Source organism: Sphingobacterium sp. UBA3549 (assembly GCF_002376635.1).
Lineage (GTDB): Bacteria > Bacteroidota > Bacteroidia > Sphingobacteriales > Sphingobacteriaceae > Sphingobacterium.
In genome coordinates, this window is the sequence record NZ_DFOE01000015.1 from 23,008 (window position 1) to 40,485 (window position 17,478).

Here is a 17,478-nt window from a genome sequence, read left to right on the forward strand (position 1 = left end):
TTTTATCTTGTACTTGGTGTGCTAAATTCTTGTTCATTAGTCCTTATTATTCTTTTATCCAACGGTAGCTGACGCCGCCCATAATAACACGTCCAGGTTGCCCGAGTAAATAACGGCTGGTAAAATTGAAGAGATTGTCACCGATCAGACGGAAGGTCAACCTTCTGTTCATCAGACTCTTTTCTACTGTCATATTAACCAGTGTGTGATAGGGGATAAAGATGTCGTATTTGTCGATAAACTGGTTGCCATTGTATTCCTGAAAAGGTGTGGCACTTCTGAAATTAACCCGCGCATTGACGTTGACACCCCAGGGTTTATATTCATATTGGGCTTTTGCGTTGAACATGTGTCTCGAACGGTCCTCAATACCCCAATAATCCGATTTTTTGCTCTGGCGATATTCGCCTGTAGCGGGATCGTTGATCTGGTTGTAGGGATAACTGCCTTTGGCAATACTGTCCAGTACACTCAGGTCTTTGGCAATCAGATATTGATAGCCCATAGACAATTGCAGATCTTTGGTTGCCTGATAAGTCAATGAAACTTCAAAACCTTTATTCATGGCTTTGGGCAGGTTGCGGTAGCTATAGATCTGTGCGACTTTGGTACCATTACCTACACTAACCGTGTTGATCTCATTGTTGATCCGATGGTAGAAGACCGAGAAATCGGCCTGAAATCTATTGGACGGACTCCAGGTCAGTCCAAGATTATTTGAAATGCTGGTTTCGGCTTTGAGGTTACCCGCCACCAAATTGAGCATATAGCTGTTTTTATAACTCAGTTCTCCGGCTTGATCCATGGCTGCAATCACATCGGCTACGCGTTCTGAACCGACGACCAAATAGTTGGCTGCTGGATTGAAAAAGACCTGATAGCGCATCTTATAGTCGGGTGCTTTGAATCCTGCGCCAATACCGCCTTTTATTAAGAGGGTAGGACTGACATGGTATTGCAGACCCAAACTCGGGCTGAGATGACCATTGTAGACGTTGGTCTGATCGTAGCGTAAGCCCAGCGTAGTTAGCAATCGGTCTATTGGTTTCCACTCAGTCTGCAAATAGGCAAAGGCACTATTCAAAGATCGTTTGGCATCCAGATCTTGGTTGTCCATGAGTTCGAGGCTACCGCCTATACCGCCGGTGAGTTTGACCTGTTGTGCAGGGCTATACGCAAATTGCTGTTCGATACGGTGTACATTCTGACCGAACTGCTCGGCACTGGCTACAATACCCTGCTGTAACCATTGTGCGGCAATCTGAGAGTGGAAACGCGAGAAATAATAACGCGTCATGCTGCGCAGTCCCGATTCAAAATTATGGTCGTAACTTGCCGAAAGATTGATGTCCTGATCTTTTTGTTTATCTTGTAGTGTAGCCGATTCAGACCAGGCATTGATCATTTCAGATTCCCGGGCTGCATAGCGCCCTGTCACACCTAAAGTCCCATTTTTGCTTGTACGATAACGTACTCGACCCTGGAAACTATAGTTGGTATAGGGGGGGAAAGTGGTACTCTTGGAGTCCAGATACTGCTTGTCGGTATTAAAACCATCTGTGCGGTAGTAATTGCCCGAAAAGACGGCGCTCCCACGTTGATTAGCAAAAGGTGTTTCTGCTTCCAGTGTTGCATCAACGGTATTGAGACTGCCATAAAGAATCGATGCCTGTGCCTGTGGTGTGATAGCACCATGACGGGTGATGATATTGATGGATCCACCCAGCGCATCACTTCCATATAAACAGGAGGAAGCTCCCTTGATGATCTCGATGCGCTCTATGTTGGTCACCGAAATACGGGATAGGTCAAAGTTTCCACTATTGCGGCCCAGCATGGGCTGTCCGTCCACCAGCACCATCACATAGTTGCTGCTGAAGCCCTGAATCTGCACACCTACCGCTCTGGATCCTCCGGCAATATCGTTCACAATGGCAATACCGGTCTGCTCTTTGAGCACCTCATCGAGCCGACGGCTGCCCATAAGTTCAATCTCGCGCTTGGTGATGACCTTGACGGGCATAGCCGCATTTTCGGCCTTGATAAGATTGTCGACAGCCTGCGCTTTTCCCTGCACATCAACGATATCCATCTGACGGTCCTCGGCTTTTAAAACTAGGGTTAATTGCTGATTTTTATCTTCTAAATCGATGACCTGCCGTTGCTGCTGATAACCCAAAGCTTGTACTTGGAGTTCATAGCGACCCGCGTAAAGCTGATTGAACTGAAACCTCCCTGCAGTATCTGTTTTAAAAGCATATTTATCTGGATAAAGATAAACGGTCGCATTGGCGACGCCTTTATTGGATTCGTTCTTTAATACACCCGAGATTTTCCATTTTTCCTGTGCTTGCACAGTGTAGATCTGGCAGGCGCATAGGGCTATCAGGGTGCTTGTTCGAATAGATGAGATGCTTTTAAACACTATTTTTATTTTTACTAATTCTAAATAATGTTACAAAAAACGGTAATCCAACTCAATTTTTCTCTATGCAAAATGTCATAAATTCTATTTTATCCGTTTTTTATAGACTGAAAAGTAGTTTGTTTTTGGAGTTATTTTGTTGTTAATTAGTTTGTTATTGCCTTTTTTGTGGTATAACACGCTATTCAAATAGATTGGATATAATTTGTATTTAGACTGATTATTGATTTGTTTTGTGCTCAAGTTGAACGGCGAGATTCAAAATCCATACTTGGAAATCCGCCATTGTCATCCTGGAGATAAAGAATTACGATGAGTAGATTTTATGTTATTATACTGTGTTTTTTGATGCAAATCGGTGGATGGGCGAGGGCACAGCAGAGAATTATTACGTTAAACAGTTCGTTGACCGAAACGGTCTACGGACTGGGAATAGGCGAGCACATGGTCGCTACCGATGTGACAAGTATATCACCCAAAGCGGCGGCGGCCTTACCGAGGGTAAGCAAGAATCGTTCGGTGTCGGCCGAAGGTTTATTATCTTTTAAACCAAGCATTGTCATTGCGAATGAAGGTGACGTATCCAAAGCGGTCATTCAGCAAATTCGCGCAGCCGGCGTGAAGTTTGTCTCCATTAAACCCAACTATTCTGTTCCGGGTGCACTTCGTTACATCCAGGAGGTCGCAGATGCCGTCGGTGAATCCGCTGCCGGTAAAAATTTGGTTACCCGAACAAAATTAAGCCTGGATCATACCCTAGAATTGGTGAAAAAGGAAAATCAAGGTAAAGCAGTGCCCAAAGTATTGTTTTTATATGCCCGTGGTACAGGTACCATGAGTGTGGCGGGTAAAGGCAGCAGTCTGGACGCGATGATTAATTTGGCTGGTGGTAAAAATGCGGTTCAGGAATTTTCGGATTTCAAACCCTATACCACTGAAGCGCTGGTACAGGCCAATCCAGATATTGTATTGCTATTTGATTTTGGCGCAAGTAGTCTTGGCGGTGAGGACGCTATCCTCAAATTGCCGGGCATGCGTATTACGAATGCAGGTAAAAACGAACGTATCTTGGTGATGAATGCCTCGCTGCTGGTCAATTTCAGTAACCGGCTGCCAGACGCAATCTTAGAATTGCACCGTGGATTTGGAAAAGTGATGGATTCAAAATAAAGCCGGTGCAAAAGAAACAGAAATTTATCCTATTGGCTTTGGGCCTGGTATTGGGTGTTGTAAGTATTGTTGCCTTGGGGATGGGGGCCTACCATATTCCGTCCGCCGATATCTTAACGATGTTGACGCAAAAATTGCACTTGGGGAGTGCCGAAGGTGTACATAATATGCAGGAAGATGTTCTTTTTGAGATTCGTATGCCGCGTCTTTTGCTCGGACTTTTGGTGGGAGCAGCACTTGGTATATCCGGTGCTGCGATCCAGGGTATATTCCGCAACCCTTTAGCGGAGCCCGGATTGATCGGAATCTCATCTGGAGCTTCTCTTTTTGCGGTATTGATCATTGCCTTTGAGACTTTTCTCTTTACCTCTTTGGCTGCTTGGATTGGGTATTATATATTGGCTTTTGGCGCTTTTGTGGGCGCTGGTTTAACCGCTTTTTTGGTTTACCGTATTGCGAGTAAAAATGGGCGTCCCAATGTGACAACGATGTTGTTGGCGGGTATTGCTATCAATGCTTTTGCAGGTGCGCTAACGGGTCTGATGACCTATATGTCGACGGAGCAACAGTTACGTACCATCACTTTTTGGATGCTGGGCAGTCTTGGCGGGGCTACCTGGGATAACCTTAGGGCTTTGGCGCCATTTATTTTGATTCCGGTACTGATCTTGCCTTTTTTTGGAAAGTCGCTGAATGCTTTTTCCCTTGGGGAGCTGCAGGCGGATCTTTTGGGTATGCGTACCGATCGCGTCAAACGCTGGGTGGTTGTCTTATCCACACTTGCTGTGGGAGCATCAGTTGCGGTATCGGGTATCATTGGTTTTGTGGGATTGATTGTTCCACATACTGTTCGCCTGATGGGCGGAGCGGATCACCGATTTGTGCTTCCTGGTTCATTGTTATTGGGAGCACTGGTGTTGACATTGGCAGATGTAATTGCCCGGGTTGCTGTTGCACCTATTGAATTGCCCATCGGCGTGATTACAGCTTTACTGGGCACACCGGTATTTTTGTATATTTTAATCAAAGATAAATAGTCTTTTGGCAGAGGCTTTAAAAATAATTGCATTATGCTACGTGTAGAGAAGATCAACTACGAAGTGAACGGACGAAAGCTCTTGAAAGACATTACCTTTCAGGTGCGCAAAGGTGAAATTCTGGCAATCCTCGGAGCTAATGGCGCTGGTAAATCGACGCTGATGGGGGTGCTTTGTGGTGAAAAGAAACCGGATTCGGGGGCTGTTCATCTCAATGGCAAGGCGCTGTCGGCATACGAGCCTGCGGCTTTGGCCAAATGCAGGGCTTTACTGAGCCAACAGCAGCAGATGACATTGAGTTTTAACGTAGAAGAGATTGTGCTGATGGGGCGCTATCCGCATTATAAGAATACGCCCAAACAACAGGACTATAAGATCGTGGCCGAAACCATGGAACTTTGTGGGGTATCTGCTTTTGCTGAACGGGATTTTTTGAGCCTCTCCGGCGGTGAGCAGCAGCGTGTTCATCTTGCACGTATCCTGGCGCAGATATGGGATAATCCGGATGCGCTGTTGTTATTGGATGAACCTATTTCTGCATTGGATCTGCACTATCAGCAGAAAGTACTTGCCATTGCACGTGCGCTTGCCCGAAAAGGATTTATGGTGGTGCTGATTGTGCACGACGTCAATTTTGCCGCCATGTATGCCGATCGTATTCTGATGCTCAAAAATGGTCGAAAGCTCTTTCATGGTACTCCAGTTGAAGTATTGGCCCAAAAAGAGATTTATACCATCTTTTCGGTCGAGTCCAATGTCATTATGAATCCAAGAACATTGAAACCTTATGTTCAGTTGGAGGAAATGGATATTGACTTGGATTAATCATGTTATTTAGAAAGATTATAATAATTTTAGAATACCATCTTATTTCGTTAATTTTAACTGCTTCAGGCTTATTTAGGATTTGTAATCATGTTGGTGAAAAGTAAAATAGTAGAGTTGGCAGATTGGCTTTTTGAAGAAGAAATTCCGGACGGCTATGTTCCCGACAAACCTTTGGTCGAAAATAGGATATCCATATCCAAGGATCCCGTCCATATGGAGAATTTTCAGCTATCGACTTCAGGATTGTTTATCTTGCATTCGAAAATGCAGTTTGATCTGCCAGTACAGGTGCTTACAGAGATCGAGGGAGAGACCATAACCAGCCAGTTTATTTTCTTTAAGCCGACGGACAGCAAACTGCCTTATGGCATGAGCCGGCATAATATACGCTACATTCCTTCGGTCAAATCCATCCATGAAGTGGAACCCGGTATTGAATATACGTATTTTATAGCCGTTATTTCCAAGGAGTATTACCTCAATCTGATCAAACGCGATTCGTTATTGCATCAGCAATTTGTACACGAGATTGAAAAAGGTGAATACGTCTCTTTCTCTGAAGAAGATCTGATGGCGACCTACGAGATGCAGCATACCATAACCGAGCTGATCGAATCCAAAAAGAAGGGTGAAATCCGTAGGCTTCATACCGAGTCGCGAATTGTTGAGCTGCTGATGTATCAGTTTGAGCAATACAATGAGAAAACTGAAAGCAGTGATTCGCTCTTTCATGAGGAGGACGTACAGCGATTGGAGATGGCAAGACAGATTCTTGAACAGCGTATTGCCAATCCACCGACCCAAAAAGAACTGGCAGCGGAGGTGCTGACCAGTGAAAGTAAACTGCGTAAGGACTTTAAGGAATATTTTTCTGTGACCATTCACGACTACCTCACGCGGGTGCGCATGGAAAAAGCCAAAAGCTATCTGCTCGAAGATAAGATGACAGTTTACGAGGTTGCATTGTTAACTGGCTATGGCCATCAGAATAACTTTAGCAGTGCTTTTAAAAAATATTACGGGATCTCGCCCGGCGAGCTCAAAATCTAATTAAATTTTTCTTGCTACCTGCCTTTTTGAATAGGAAAAATGAGATCTTCTGAGATTGCGTAACATTGATATTTAATCGATAGTTCCCTGCTGTCAATTCCTGTAAATTTGCTAAATGCAGGTAGGATGATCTGATGCTCAGAGACTAAAAAACAGGGTAGGCGAAGTTGCCGCTTTGGTGGTATAACGATACTCACGCCAGGATGTAGGTGTCCGCTAATCCGGAAGGATGATGGATCGATTGCTTCGGAAGGATGATGTTTAAATTGTATTTGCTGTAGAGCAAAAACTTCGTCATGGTGTTGGATAGCAAATTGCTCGGTGATATTTTTCGATAGCCGATCATGATTTCCTTTGACCAGGTGGAGCTGGAGCCCAGTATATTTTTTTCTAAACTCTTCCAATAACAGAACTTCACGATTGATGCTTGCATGAACGAGATCACCGACGACAATAACTTGATCGGGTTTATAGTGATCTACTAATTCTTCAAGTCGTTTCAGATCGGCAATAGCTGTATCAGTGGGGATGGCAATGCCGTTTTTTCTGAAATGTGCAGCTTTGCCAAGATGGAGGTCTGATAGGATCAATGCTTTTTCTGCTTTCCAAAATATAGACCTTTGATTGTTAAGTGTTAATTGTTGTTTATTGAATGTGATTGTTTGTTCAAAAAGCTTCATCTTCTACGTTTCTTTTTTTGCGCGTTGGTCTTTTCCATTCGTTGAATACGTTCAATCAGTACCTCACTCGACAACGACTGCCGAAGACTGTCCACCTTAATGGGAAAGCTTAGTGGCGTATATTCTTCGACAAAGGTATAACGTATTTTGCTATTATTAATCCTATCGAATGCTTTTACTAAACGATATTCTTCCAATTGCTGATTGAATACTTCGCTAAAAGCTTGTTTGAGGAGTAAATTGTCGGGATCGTGTTCCATCAGTACCCGGAAAATAATTCCAGATGAAGCTTGTAAAGATTTGTTATTTTGCTGGGTGCCCGGATAGTTTTGGACAACCAATCCTGAAATTACAGCGATATCTCTAAATTTGCGGCTAGCCATTTCTGCGGAATTTATGCTGCTTATTACATCTTCCATTAGATTTTTACGGCTCAATACTTCTTCGAGCTGTGTTTGGGTCAGTTGAATTTCTTTATCGGAATAGAGCTCAAACCCATAATCATTCATGGCCATGGAAAAACTGATGGGATACAATTTGCTGATACGATAAGCGACGAGGGCAGCCATCACTTCATGTATTAGCCTGCCTTCCAAAGGATAGAAGAAGAGGTGATAACCTTCTCTGGTTTTGATATGCTCAACCAAGAATTCCGATTCGCTCGGTACTGCAGAAAGGGAGGATTGCTTTGCTATAAGGGGAGCTAGGAATTGCAGTTCTTTTTCGTTTGATGGGGGATTTTGGGATTCCGAGAGCTTTTTGCGAAGAAAGTGACTGAGATTGGACGAGAGCGGTAGTCTGCCGCCAAGCCAGCTTGGCGTTATGGCTTTTCCGGATGAATTTTTTACAAATACAGTCATGTCCTTAACCATAATAAGTTCTAAGATTCGTCCTGCGAGTATGAACCGTTCGCCTTTTTTGAGTTTGCTTATGAAGTATTCTTCGATCATTCCGATGTAGCCGCCCGAAAGAAATTTGACACGCATCATGGCATCGCCTACAATGGCACCGATATTCAGCCGATGCAGCAGAGCCAAACGACGGTTTTTGATAATCCAATTTCCCTCTTCATCCTGTATAACTTTGTGGAATTCTTCGTAGCGTTTACCGATTTTTCCGCCTGCGGTAATAAAATACATGCACCATTGCCATTCTTGCTCTTCCATATATCTAAAAGCATGGGTATTAGCGACAGTCGCATGCAGTTCTTCCGAACGAAATCCTCCGCCCAAGGCGATCGTTACCATGAATTGAACAAGCACATCAAAAGTCTGCACCATCGGATCGCGGTTTTCGATGGTTTGCGTTTTCACTGCATCTTTCAATGCTGCAACCTCAATAAGTTCCAGTGAATGTGTTGGAACGAAGTAGATGGTTGATGTTTCGAAAGGACTATGTCCACTTCTACCAGCACGTTGCATAAATCGGGCTACACCTTTGCTTGATCCAACTTGAATAACCGTATCCACAGGCTTGAAATCTACACCTAAATCCAATGAAGAGGTGGATACGACAGCCTTAAGTTTACCGCTGCTGAGATTCTCCTCGATCCATTCACGTATGTGCGCATCTATAGAGCTGTGGTGGAGGGCGATTTGTCCAGCAAAGTCGGGGTTAGCCTGTAAAAGGAGCTGGTACCACATTTCACTTTGGCTGCGTGTATTCGTGAAGAGAATCGTGCTTTTACTGTTGAGTATAATAGGAACGACTTGATCGGCGAGGTTTCCTCCTAAGTGACCTGCCCAGGGCAGTAGTTCCACTTTGCTGGGGTAAATTGGTTTGATTGCAATCCTCTTTTTTTCTTTGGCAACAATTTGAATGCGTTTTTTTTCTGTTGGTAATAGAACCTCCATCGCTTCGTTAAGATTGCCAATTGTTGCTGTAATACCCCAAACACGCATTGTTCTATATTGTGATTTGAGGAAAGCGAGAGCAAGTTCGACCATAACACCGCGTTTATTGCCCATAAGTTCATGCCATTCATCGACCGTGACACATTGGAGATTCTTAAAATACTTTTCGCGTTGTTTGTGCGCGAGTAGCAAATGCAAACTTTCTGGTGTAACGAGGAGGATATCAGGCATCGATCGTGTCTGTCTGGCTTTCACCTTGGCATCGGTATCCCCGTTGCGAACCTCGACTACCCAATCCAGTCCGATATCGTCTATGGCTTTTTGCATGGCACGGGCAAGATCTTTTGCTAAAGAGCGTAATGGAGTTATCCACAGTAGTTTTAACCCCTTTTGGTAGCGCTCTGGCTTATTTAGAAAATCTATCAATACCGCCATAAATAGCGAAAAAGTCTTTCCAAATCCTGTGGGAGCGATGACCAAACCACTGTAGCCCTGTGCGTATTTCTCCCAGGCCTTTGTCTGAAAGCTAAAGGGACTATTTCCTTGAGATTCAAAATAATTGTTTACAATTCGGAATCCCTCACTTTGTACTATTTTATCGCTCACTGTATGCTATCAAACTTTTATTGTATCAATTTTTTAACGTTATCCAATTCGTCGATTTCCGCAGCAGTTTTATCTTTTCGCCAGCGCAATATCCTCGGAAATCGCAATGCTACACCAGATTTGTGGCGTTTACTGTATCCTATTCCTTCAAAGGCAATCTCAAAAACAAGTTCGGGTTTAACCGTTCTCACCGGGCCAAACTTTTCGATTGAATTCTTTTTCACAAATCGGCTCACCTCAAGGATTTCCTTGTCGGTAAGTCCTGAATAAGCCTTGGCGATAGTGACTAAATGATCTCCATCTTTTACGGCAAAGGTATAATCTGTGTAATGAGCACTGCGGCGGCCGCTTCCTTTTTGCGCGTAAATGAGTACAGCATCGATGCTCATCGGATTTACTTTCCACTTCCACCAATCTCCTTTTTTGCGGCCTGCATGATAGGTGGAATCTATTCTTTTAAGCATAATTCCCTCACTGTTAATTTCGCGTGCTGCCGCCTGAATATGCTGGAGTGCTGTCCAGTCCTGAGCATGTATCAAGGTGGACAATTCTAAAATAGTATCCCGATTTTCGGCATGGAGTTTTTCTAGTAAAGAACGCCTATAGGCTAGAGGCTCATTGCGGAGATCGTTGCCATCGAGTTCCAATAGATCATAAAGGTAAACTGAAATAGGGACTTCGTCTCGAAGCGCTTTCGGAATCGTTTTGCGATTGATCCGTTTTTGAAGTTCGGAAAAGTTGAGTACCTGTCCGTCTTTGACAGCAAGAATTTCTCCATCCAGCACGAAATCTCCTTTCCACTGACCAAGTGCTGCCGTAATTTCCGGAAACTGGGCGGTGACGAGCTCTTCGCCACGAGACCAGATGTGGATATCTTCACTGCGTTTGATCAGCTGTCCGCGGATGCCATCCCATTTATATTCAGCTTGCCATGAGGTAATCTGTCCTAGCTGCTCAGGATCTTTTTCAACGGGATAAGCGAGGCAAAAAGGATAAGGTTTGGACAGTTTTGTATCACTATATGCACCGCGAACAAGCTTTTCGAACTCGACTTCATTCGGATTCCACTCGCCCATGATGCTATGTGCTACAGCACTGGCTTCGGTACCTGTATATTGCGCTATGGTATTGATAAGGCCTTTTGCGGAAACCCCCAAACGGAAGCTTCCGCCAAGAAGTTTGTTAAAAATAAAACGCTCGACTGTCGTCAATACATTCCAGGAATGTAGAACAAAAGTTTTCTTTTCCGTAACTGAGGCATGTTGCAGGGAGATAATTTCATCCATCCACTCGCTTAAGCTTTTTTCTATCAGTTGCGATGCAGGTGGTAAAAGTAAGGATAAGGTCTCAGACAAATCTCCTACAGCTGCGTAAGATTCGACAAATAACCATTCAGGAATTTCTGTTATTTCTAATGTCCAAGTCTTGAGGTCCTTTACTGCAATGCTACGTTTAGGTCTTTTTCCTGTCATCAGTGCTAAAAACCAAAGTTTGTCTTTTTCAGAGGCTCGATTGAAAAACTCCAAGATAGCTTCTTTTTTCAAGTTCGTCTTATTGCTGCTATCCAATGCATTGATTAAGTTCGCAAATTCTTTCATGGGCTATCTTAAGTCGTTTGGGGCTGAGGATCTTCTTCGTCACCGTACTGAGTCGTGACTTCTTCGGCTTCGATACCGATTTCATTGAGGTATTTGGCGAATGTTGCCGTCTGCCCGTGTGTGACATATACTTTTTCGGCCGCGCTTTCACGTACAGCTTGCAGTAAACCAGCCCAGTCGGCGTGGTCACTGATCGCAAATCCTGCATCAGCACTACGCCATCTTCGTGCACCTCGAATTTGCATCCATCCCGAACAGATCGCATAAGCCATATTAGGTATCTTCTGAAGGGTCTGGCTATCCAATAAGGCAGGGGGAAGCAATACAATCTGGTTGTCCAGTACTTTGACGCCATCCTTTAGATCTACAATTTGATAGGGCGGTAATCCTATCCCTTCTTGACGATAAGCTCCATTCAGTTTAGCAATACTATAATGCACAAATACTGGACCCATCTCATGGACTGCATTTAGAATGCGCTGCGATTTTCCGAGTGAATATCCTATAAATACAGACGTTTTTTTATTGCTCTGATTGTTTTTGATCCACGACTGCAAGCGTTCATTTTGCGTAGCAACTGATTCCCAACGATAAATGGGTAGACCAAAAGTGCTTTCTGTAATAAGTTCATGACACTTAATTGGTTCAAATGGCGTAGATAAGCCGTCGTCCTGTATTTTATAATCTCCTGTAAATACAACCACCTTCCCTTTATATTCGAGTCTGATCTGGGCGGAGCCAATGATGTGCCCCGCGGGATGCAAAGAAACACGTACACCATTAATCTGTATTGGTTCATTGTAAGCCAGTCCCTGAACTTGAATATCAGGACCTATGCGGCTTCGAAGGATATTTACTGTAAAATGATGACAGAGGTATTTTTTCATTCCCCAGTGAGCATGATCTGCATGACCATGGGAGATAACTGCCAGATCAACAGGTTTCCAAGGGTCAAGATAAAACTTGCCCGGAATACAGTATATACCTTTCGATGTAAAACGTATCATATAGCAATAAAACAGCCTTTGACACACTAAAGTTTTACTTATTTCATTCCTATAGATCTAGCTTTTGGTATTCCTCAATTCGATTAGTGGTATTCAGTTAAATTTTTTTAGATTTGTTAACCTTGATGCTAAGTTCAAATACACTATGATATTAATTGTTGATGATAATCCGGATAATATTTACTCGTTACAAAAGTTACTTGAATCCAAAAATTTTGAAGTTGATACCGCTCATTCTGGGGAGGAAGCTTTAAAGAAGATTTTAAAATATAATTATGCATTAATTATACTGGATGTTCAGATGCCGGATATGGATGGCTTTGAAGTGGCTGAAAATATTGCAGGGTTTAGCAAAACGAAAGAAACTCCGATAATATTTTTGTCGGCTGTAAATACGGATAAGCGTTTTATCACGAAAGGGTACAATTCGGGCGGTTTGGATTATGTAACCAAGCCTGTTGATCCTGATATTCTCCTGTTGAAAGTCAAGACATTCTATCGGTTATATGAACAGACGCAAGCACTTAAAGATGTTCAGCAAACGTTGGAACTGGAAGTGGAACGGCGAAAGCAGGCACAGAAAGAATTAAGTTCGAAAGTAGACTATTTGCATACACTTCTGGAGTCTCTGCCACAAATCGCTTTTACATGTAATCATGAGGGGACTATTGATTTTGTGAATGGCCGCTGGTTTCAGTTTTCTGATGATGCTGTAAAGTTTCCGCAGACATATCCTGGCGATCCATCTATTGAGAGGGAGCTTCATGCCAGTCTTCATTCGGGAAAACCACTCGAAATGGAGGTTCGTATTCAAAGGCGGGCTTGTGGTGAATATCTGTATCAACTTTTGCGTGTGTGGCCCATTTTAGAAAAAGGCGAAAGTAAATGGGTAGGAACATTTACAGATATTGACGCACAGAAAAAGGCAGAAAAGGAAAAAGATGAGTTTCTTAGTATCGCGAGCCACGAGTTGAAAACACCATTGACAAGCATAAAGGCATACATGCAATTACTGGATCGAAAGCTAAAATTGGATGAAGAGAGCGCCGAAGCAAAATATGTAACACGGGTGCAGGGGCAGGTAGATAAACTTAATAGCCTGATTTCTGACCTTTTGGACCTTTCAAAGATCGATAACGGGAAGTTGTTGATTAATAAAAAAGTATTTCCGCTTGAGCATATGGTGAAAAGTGCGATAGACTCCATTGTCCAGACGCATGACCAAAGCAATATGAAACTGCTAAGGACAGGTGATGTTACAGATGTACAGATTTATGGTGATGAGATCCGCCTTGAACAGGTGCTGGTTAATTTTTTGACCAATGCTTACAAATATGCTGCTGGTACGGAAAAAGTAATTGTTGACTGTACTGTTATTGGTGATACCGTAAAAATCAGTGTAATTGATTTCGGAATAGGAATACCTGTGGAAAAGCAGGCCGATGTCTTTGAGAAATTTTACCGTGTAGAAGAAACGTCATTTGATTTTCAGGGACTAGGTATAGGACTTTATATCTGCGCTGAAATTATTCGTGCCCACCAAGGAACTATTTCTGTTGAAAGTTCGGGTGGACAAGGAGCTACATTTTCTTTTACTTTACCTGTAACTATACCCGAAGATGCCAAATACTAAGATGCTCAGTAATATAACTTGGGGAATCGGGTTTTCTTTGATTGTGCTGCTCATGAGTTCTACGGCTTCCTATATCGGAATTCAGGAACAAAACAGGCATCGTCGGGAGCTTGCCGTGACAAGAAAGATTATCAATATATCGAATAGCGCGCTTAATTCTTTGCAAGGAGCTGAAACTGGGGATCGAGGGTTTCTATTAACCGGAAAGGAGAGCTATCTAGAGCCTTTTAATAATGCATTAGCGAACTTACCTGCCGAATTAAAGGAAATGGATATGCTAACTCATCAGGACCCGGTACAAGGGGTTAAGGTGGATAGCTTTCTAACAGCAGCAAACTTGAGGTTGGAAATTTTAAAGGAATCGGTAGCTACCAAAAGAAAGGGTGGGGTGGTTAGCGTAGCGCAGTTGGATCGCAGTAAAATGGTGATGGACAGATGCCGTCAGATTATCGATGAAATTATTCAATATGAGGAAGAGAATATTGACCGCAAATCGGCAAAAGTGGATAATTCCTCTTCAATTACGACATTATTTATTGTAATCAGTGCTTTACTTTCACTTATCATTACCAGTTATTTTTATGTTCGGTTACGGGTAGATTTCAAAAAACGCCTGACGCTTGAAAAATCACTTCGGGAAAAAGATGAAGTAATTTCAAAACGTTTAAATTTAATCCAAAGGATTACTAATCGTATCGCATTGGGGGAATACGATGTAAGGGTGGAAGAGGTGGAGGATGACGATCTAGGAGCGATAGCGAAATCTGTTAATAGGATGTCTAAAGCGCTGCAGAAATCCTTTGGCCAACTTACGGATAATGACTGGCTGCATACGGGTTATGCTCAACTCTATATAGGACTAATGGGGAATAAAAACCAAGATGCTATTGCTGCGGACTCCATTAAAACCCTTGTGAGCTATATGGAAGCGGTTAGTGGTGCAATTTATATTCTTAATGAAGAGAGATTGATCTTAATGGGTACCTATGGACTGGATAGTCAGGTGCAAAAATCTTTTTTACCTGGCGAAGGCTATATCGGTCAGGTATATAGCGACCGGCAAACAAAGACACTAAATAATATTAATACGGCGGATTATGTAGTAAGTTTTGCTAACGGAAAAATTAATGTGCCATATATTCAATTCTTACCTTTATTGGTTGAGGATAAAGTGCTAGGAGTATTAGAAATAGGCCAAATGAATAATTTTACTGCGGTTGAACTGACATTTCTACATGAATGTGCCAGACAGATCAGCATTGCGCTGATGTCTGCCAAGGCACGTGCAAAGATTCAGACATTATTGGAAGAGACCCAAGTGCAATCTGAAGAGCTGTTGACACAACATGCGGAACTTGAGAGTTTAAATGCAGAACTGGAGGCCCAAACCCTACGTCTTCAATCTTCGGAAGAGGAATTGAAAGTTCAACAGGAGGAACTGATACAATCCAATCAAGAACTGGAAGAGCGTTCTCGATTGCTTGAAGATAAAAATCTAATGATTGCGGAACGCAATAAGGAAATCCAACTGAAGGCGGAGGAGCTGGCGATGAGCACGAAATATAAATCGGAATTTTTAGCCAATATGTCGCATGAACTCCGTACGCCGCTCAATTCAATCTTGCTACTTTCGCGGTTACTGTCAGAGAACGTCGATGAAAATCTGAATTCAGATCAGATTGAGTCTGCCAAAGTCATTCAGAGTTCGGGATCAAGCTTGTTAACACTTATTGATGAAATCTTAGACCTTTCTAAAATTGAATCCGGCAAGATGACTTTGGAATATACAACGTTGGATCTGAACGATATCTTATCAGATTTAGATAGTCTGTTTTTGCCAATTGTACAAGAAAAGGGATTGGTTTTCAAAACGAATATCAGCGATAAGGTGGCTACAAGATTTGAGGGGGATCGTCTTAGAATAGACCAAGTCCTTCGCAATTTGATTTCGAACGCAATAAAATTTACCAAGGAAGGTGAGATACGCCTGGATATTTACGAAGATTCCCAGGATAAGGATAAGTTGGTTTTTGCCGTTATTGATTCTGGTATCGGTATACCTCTTGATAAGCAAAAAGTCATTTTTGAAGCTTTTCAACAGGCAGATGGATCGACAAGAAGAAAGTATGGAGGTACAGGTTTAGGGCTGTCTATTAGCCGTGAGATTGCTCGTCTTTTGGGTGGAGAGATTCGGTTGGAGAGTGAGGAGGGGAAAGGCAGTACATTTTTGTTTGTTATTCCAACATATAAAATTGAGGTTAGTGAGGTACTGACAAAGGAAGAGCAGCTTGTTGATGAGATATCTTCAGAGGTGGAGGACGTCATTGAGCTAATTAAAGAAGATGGTTATGATCCATTAAAAATTCCTATCCCCGAGGAAATACCTGATGACCGGGATACGATTAAAGAGGGTGATAAGGTAATATTGATTGTTGAGGACGACGTTAATTTTGCTAAGGCCCTATTGAAGTACACACGCACACAAAAGTATAAGGGAGTGGTGGTGGTGCGTGGTGACCACGCTTTGCCGGCAGCATTAAAATACAAACCTGCTGCTGTTTTATTGGATATACAATTGCCCGTGATGGATGGATGGGCAGTGATGGATCGATTGAAGGGGAATAAGGAAATACGTCATATCCCCGTGCATATCATGTCCTCCCTAGCGGTAAAAAAAGAAAGTTTATTAAAAGGAGCGATTGATTTCATAAATAAGCCTGTTGCCTTAGAGCAAATGACAAACATATTTCAAAAGATTGAATTGGCTCTAAAGTCCTCGCCGAAGAAGGTACTTATTGTGGAGGAAAATCCCAAACATGCAAGTGCACTATCTTATTTTTTAAGTAGTTTTAATATCTCCCTCGAAGTAAAAAATAACGTTGAAGACAGTATTACAGCTTTGCGAACGGCAGACGTTGATTGTGTAATTTTGGATATGGGGGTGCCAGATGAAATGGGGTACAATACCTTGGAGGCTATTAAGCAGCATGAAGGTCTTGAAAACTTACCTATCATCATCTTTACCGGAAAAAATCTGTCCAAGTCTGAGGAACTTAAGATAAAGAAATATGCAGATTCAGTTGTGGTGAAGACTGCACATTCCTATCAGCGTATTCTTGATGAAGTCGGATTGTTTTTGCATTTAATAGAGGTCAATAATGCAGATGATATAAAAAGGAAAAATAATGGATTAGGGTCATTAACCGATGTATTGAAAGGAAAGAAGGTACTAGTAGCTGATGATGATGTTCGCAATATCTTTTCCTTGACCAAAGCTTTGGAGAAATTTCAGGTAAAGGTCCTTCCGGCCATGGATGGCAAAGAGGCCCTAGATGTCCTTGCTTCGGGGGAATCCGTCGATATCGTGCTGATGGATATGATGATGCCAGAGATGGATGGCTATGAGACAATCAAAAATATCCGTCAGGATTCCCAATACGTCGCACTACCAATTATTGCTGTTACGGCAAAGTCGATGATTGGTGATCGGGAGAAATGCATTCAGGCTGGTGCGTCTGATTATATTTCCAAACCGGTGGATATTGATCAATTGTTGTCTTTATTGCGTGTGTGGTTATATGAAAATTAAGG

At 42.7% G+C, this 17,478-nt stretch carries 11 protein-coding genes; 6 read left to right on the forward strand and 5 right to left on the reverse strand.

Annotated features, from left to right (window positions below; translation table 11 throughout):
• Positions 1-46: 46 nt before the first annotated feature.
• Positions 47-2,425: a TonB-dependent receptor gene (locus tag B2W36_RS08205; protein ID WP_293881340.1), complete on the reverse strand. Its 2,379-nt coding sequence runs from the start codon at positions 2,423-2,425 to the stop codon at positions 47-49.
• 312 nt (positions 2,426-2,737) lie between these two features.
• Between B2W36_RS08205 and B2W36_RS08210 the strand changes: the two genes are divergently transcribed.
• From B2W36_RS08210 to B2W36_RS08225, 4 genes are all read left to right on the forward strand, one after another.
• Complete coding sequence (locus B2W36_RS08210) at positions 2,738-3,595, forward strand: heme/hemin ABC transporter substrate-binding protein (protein ID WP_293881342.1); 858 nt, start codon at positions 2,738-2,740, stop codon at positions 3,593-3,595.
• Between the two features lie 5 nt (positions 3,596-3,600).
• On the forward strand, positions 3,601-4,632 hold the full coding sequence (locus B2W36_RS08215; protein ID WP_293881344.1) for a FecCD family ABC transporter permease: 1,032 nt from the start codon (positions 3,601-3,603) through the stop codon (positions 4,630-4,632).
• A 33-nt stretch (positions 4,633-4,665) separates the two neighbouring features.
• Positions 4,666-5,457: a heme ABC transporter ATP-binding protein gene (locus B2W36_RS08220; RefSeq protein WP_153847555.1), complete on the forward strand. Its 792-nt coding sequence runs from the start codon at positions 4,666-4,668 to the stop codon at positions 5,455-5,457.
• Between the two features lie 90 nt (positions 5,458-5,547).
• Complete coding sequence (locus B2W36_RS08225; protein ID WP_293881348.1) at positions 5,548-6,510, forward strand: helix-turn-helix transcriptional regulator; 963 nt, start codon at positions 5,548-5,550, stop codon at positions 6,508-6,510.
• A 14-nt stretch (positions 6,511-6,524) separates the two neighbouring features.
• Here B2W36_RS08225 and pdeM read toward each other — a convergent pair whose 3' ends face one another.
• The 4 genes from pdeM to B2W36_RS08245 are packed head-to-tail and all read right to left on the reverse strand — an operon-like array spanning position 6,525 to position 12,254.
• Positions 6,525-7,190, reverse strand: coding sequence for a ligase-associated DNA damage response endonuclease PdeM (pdeM, locus tag B2W36_RS08230; RefSeq protein ID WP_209579914.1), 666 nt, complete (start codon positions 7,188-7,190; stop codon positions 6,525-6,527).
• Positions 7,187-9,649 (reverse strand): ligase-associated DNA damage response DEXH box helicase, encoded by a 2,463-nt coding sequence (locus B2W36_RS08235; RefSeq protein WP_293887398.1) that lies wholly within the window; start codon positions 9,647-9,649, stop codon positions 7,187-7,189. The genes pdeM and B2W36_RS08235 overlap by 4 nt, the downstream gene beginning before the upstream one ends.
• Before the next feature lie 17 nt (positions 9,650-9,666).
• On the reverse strand, positions 9,667-11,247 hold the full coding sequence (locus tag B2W36_RS08240; protein WP_293887399.1) for an ATP-dependent DNA ligase: 1,581 nt from the start codon (positions 11,245-11,247) through the stop codon (positions 9,667-9,669).
• 8 nt (positions 11,248-11,255) lie between these two features.
• Positions 11,256-12,254 (reverse strand): ligase-associated DNA damage response exonuclease, encoded by a 999-nt coding sequence (locus B2W36_RS08245; RefSeq protein ID WP_293881355.1) that lies wholly within the window; start codon positions 12,252-12,254, stop codon positions 11,256-11,258.
• A gap of 145 nt (positions 12,255-12,399) precedes the next feature.
• On the opposite strand from B2W36_RS08245, the gene B2W36_RS08250 reads away from it, so the two are divergent.
• Both B2W36_RS08250 and B2W36_RS08255 read left to right on the forward strand, forming a co-directional pair.
• Positions 12,400-13,887 (forward strand): ATP-binding protein, encoded by a 1,488-nt coding sequence (locus tag B2W36_RS08250; RefSeq protein ID WP_293881357.1) that lies wholly within the window; start codon positions 12,400-12,402, stop codon positions 13,885-13,887.
• Between the two features lies 1 nt (position 13,888).
• Positions 13,889-17,476, forward strand: coding sequence for a response regulator (locus B2W36_RS08255; protein ID WP_293887400.1), 3,588 nt, complete (start codon positions 13,889-13,891; stop codon positions 17,474-17,476).
• Positions 17,477-17,478: the final 2 nt, after the last annotated feature.

Bases quoted from the DNA above. Each gene is read 5' to 3' on its own strand.
- B2W36_RS08255 (WP_293887400.1), top strand. From the start codon at position 13,889: ATGCTCAGTAATATAACTTGGGGAATCGGGTTTTCTTTGATTGTGCTG.
- B2W36_RS08225 (WP_293881348.1), top strand. From the start codon at position 5,548: ATGTTGGTGAAAAGTAAAATAGTAGAGTTGGCAGATTGGCTTTTTGAA.
- pdeM (WP_209579914.1), bottom strand. From the start codon at position 7,190: ATGAAGCTTTTTGAACAAACAATCACATTCAATAAACAACAATTAACA.
- B2W36_RS08245 (WP_293881355.1), bottom strand. From the start codon at position 12,254: ATGATACGTTTTACATCGAAAGGTATATACTGTATTCCGGGCAAGTTT.
- B2W36_RS08250 (WP_293881357.1), top strand. From the start codon at position 12,400: ATGATATTAATTGTTGATGATAATCCGGATAATATTTACTCGTTACAA.
- B2W36_RS08220 (WP_153847555.1), top strand. From the start codon at position 4,666: ATGCTACGTGTAGAGAAGATCAACTACGAAGTGAACGGACGAAAGCTC.
- B2W36_RS08240 (WP_293887399.1), bottom strand. From the start codon at position 11,247: ATGAAAGAATTTGCGAACTTAATCAATGCATTGGATAGCAGCAATAAG.
- B2W36_RS08210 (WP_293881342.1), top strand. From the start codon at position 2,738: ATGAGTAGATTTTATGTTATTATACTGTGTTTTTTGATGCAAATCGGT.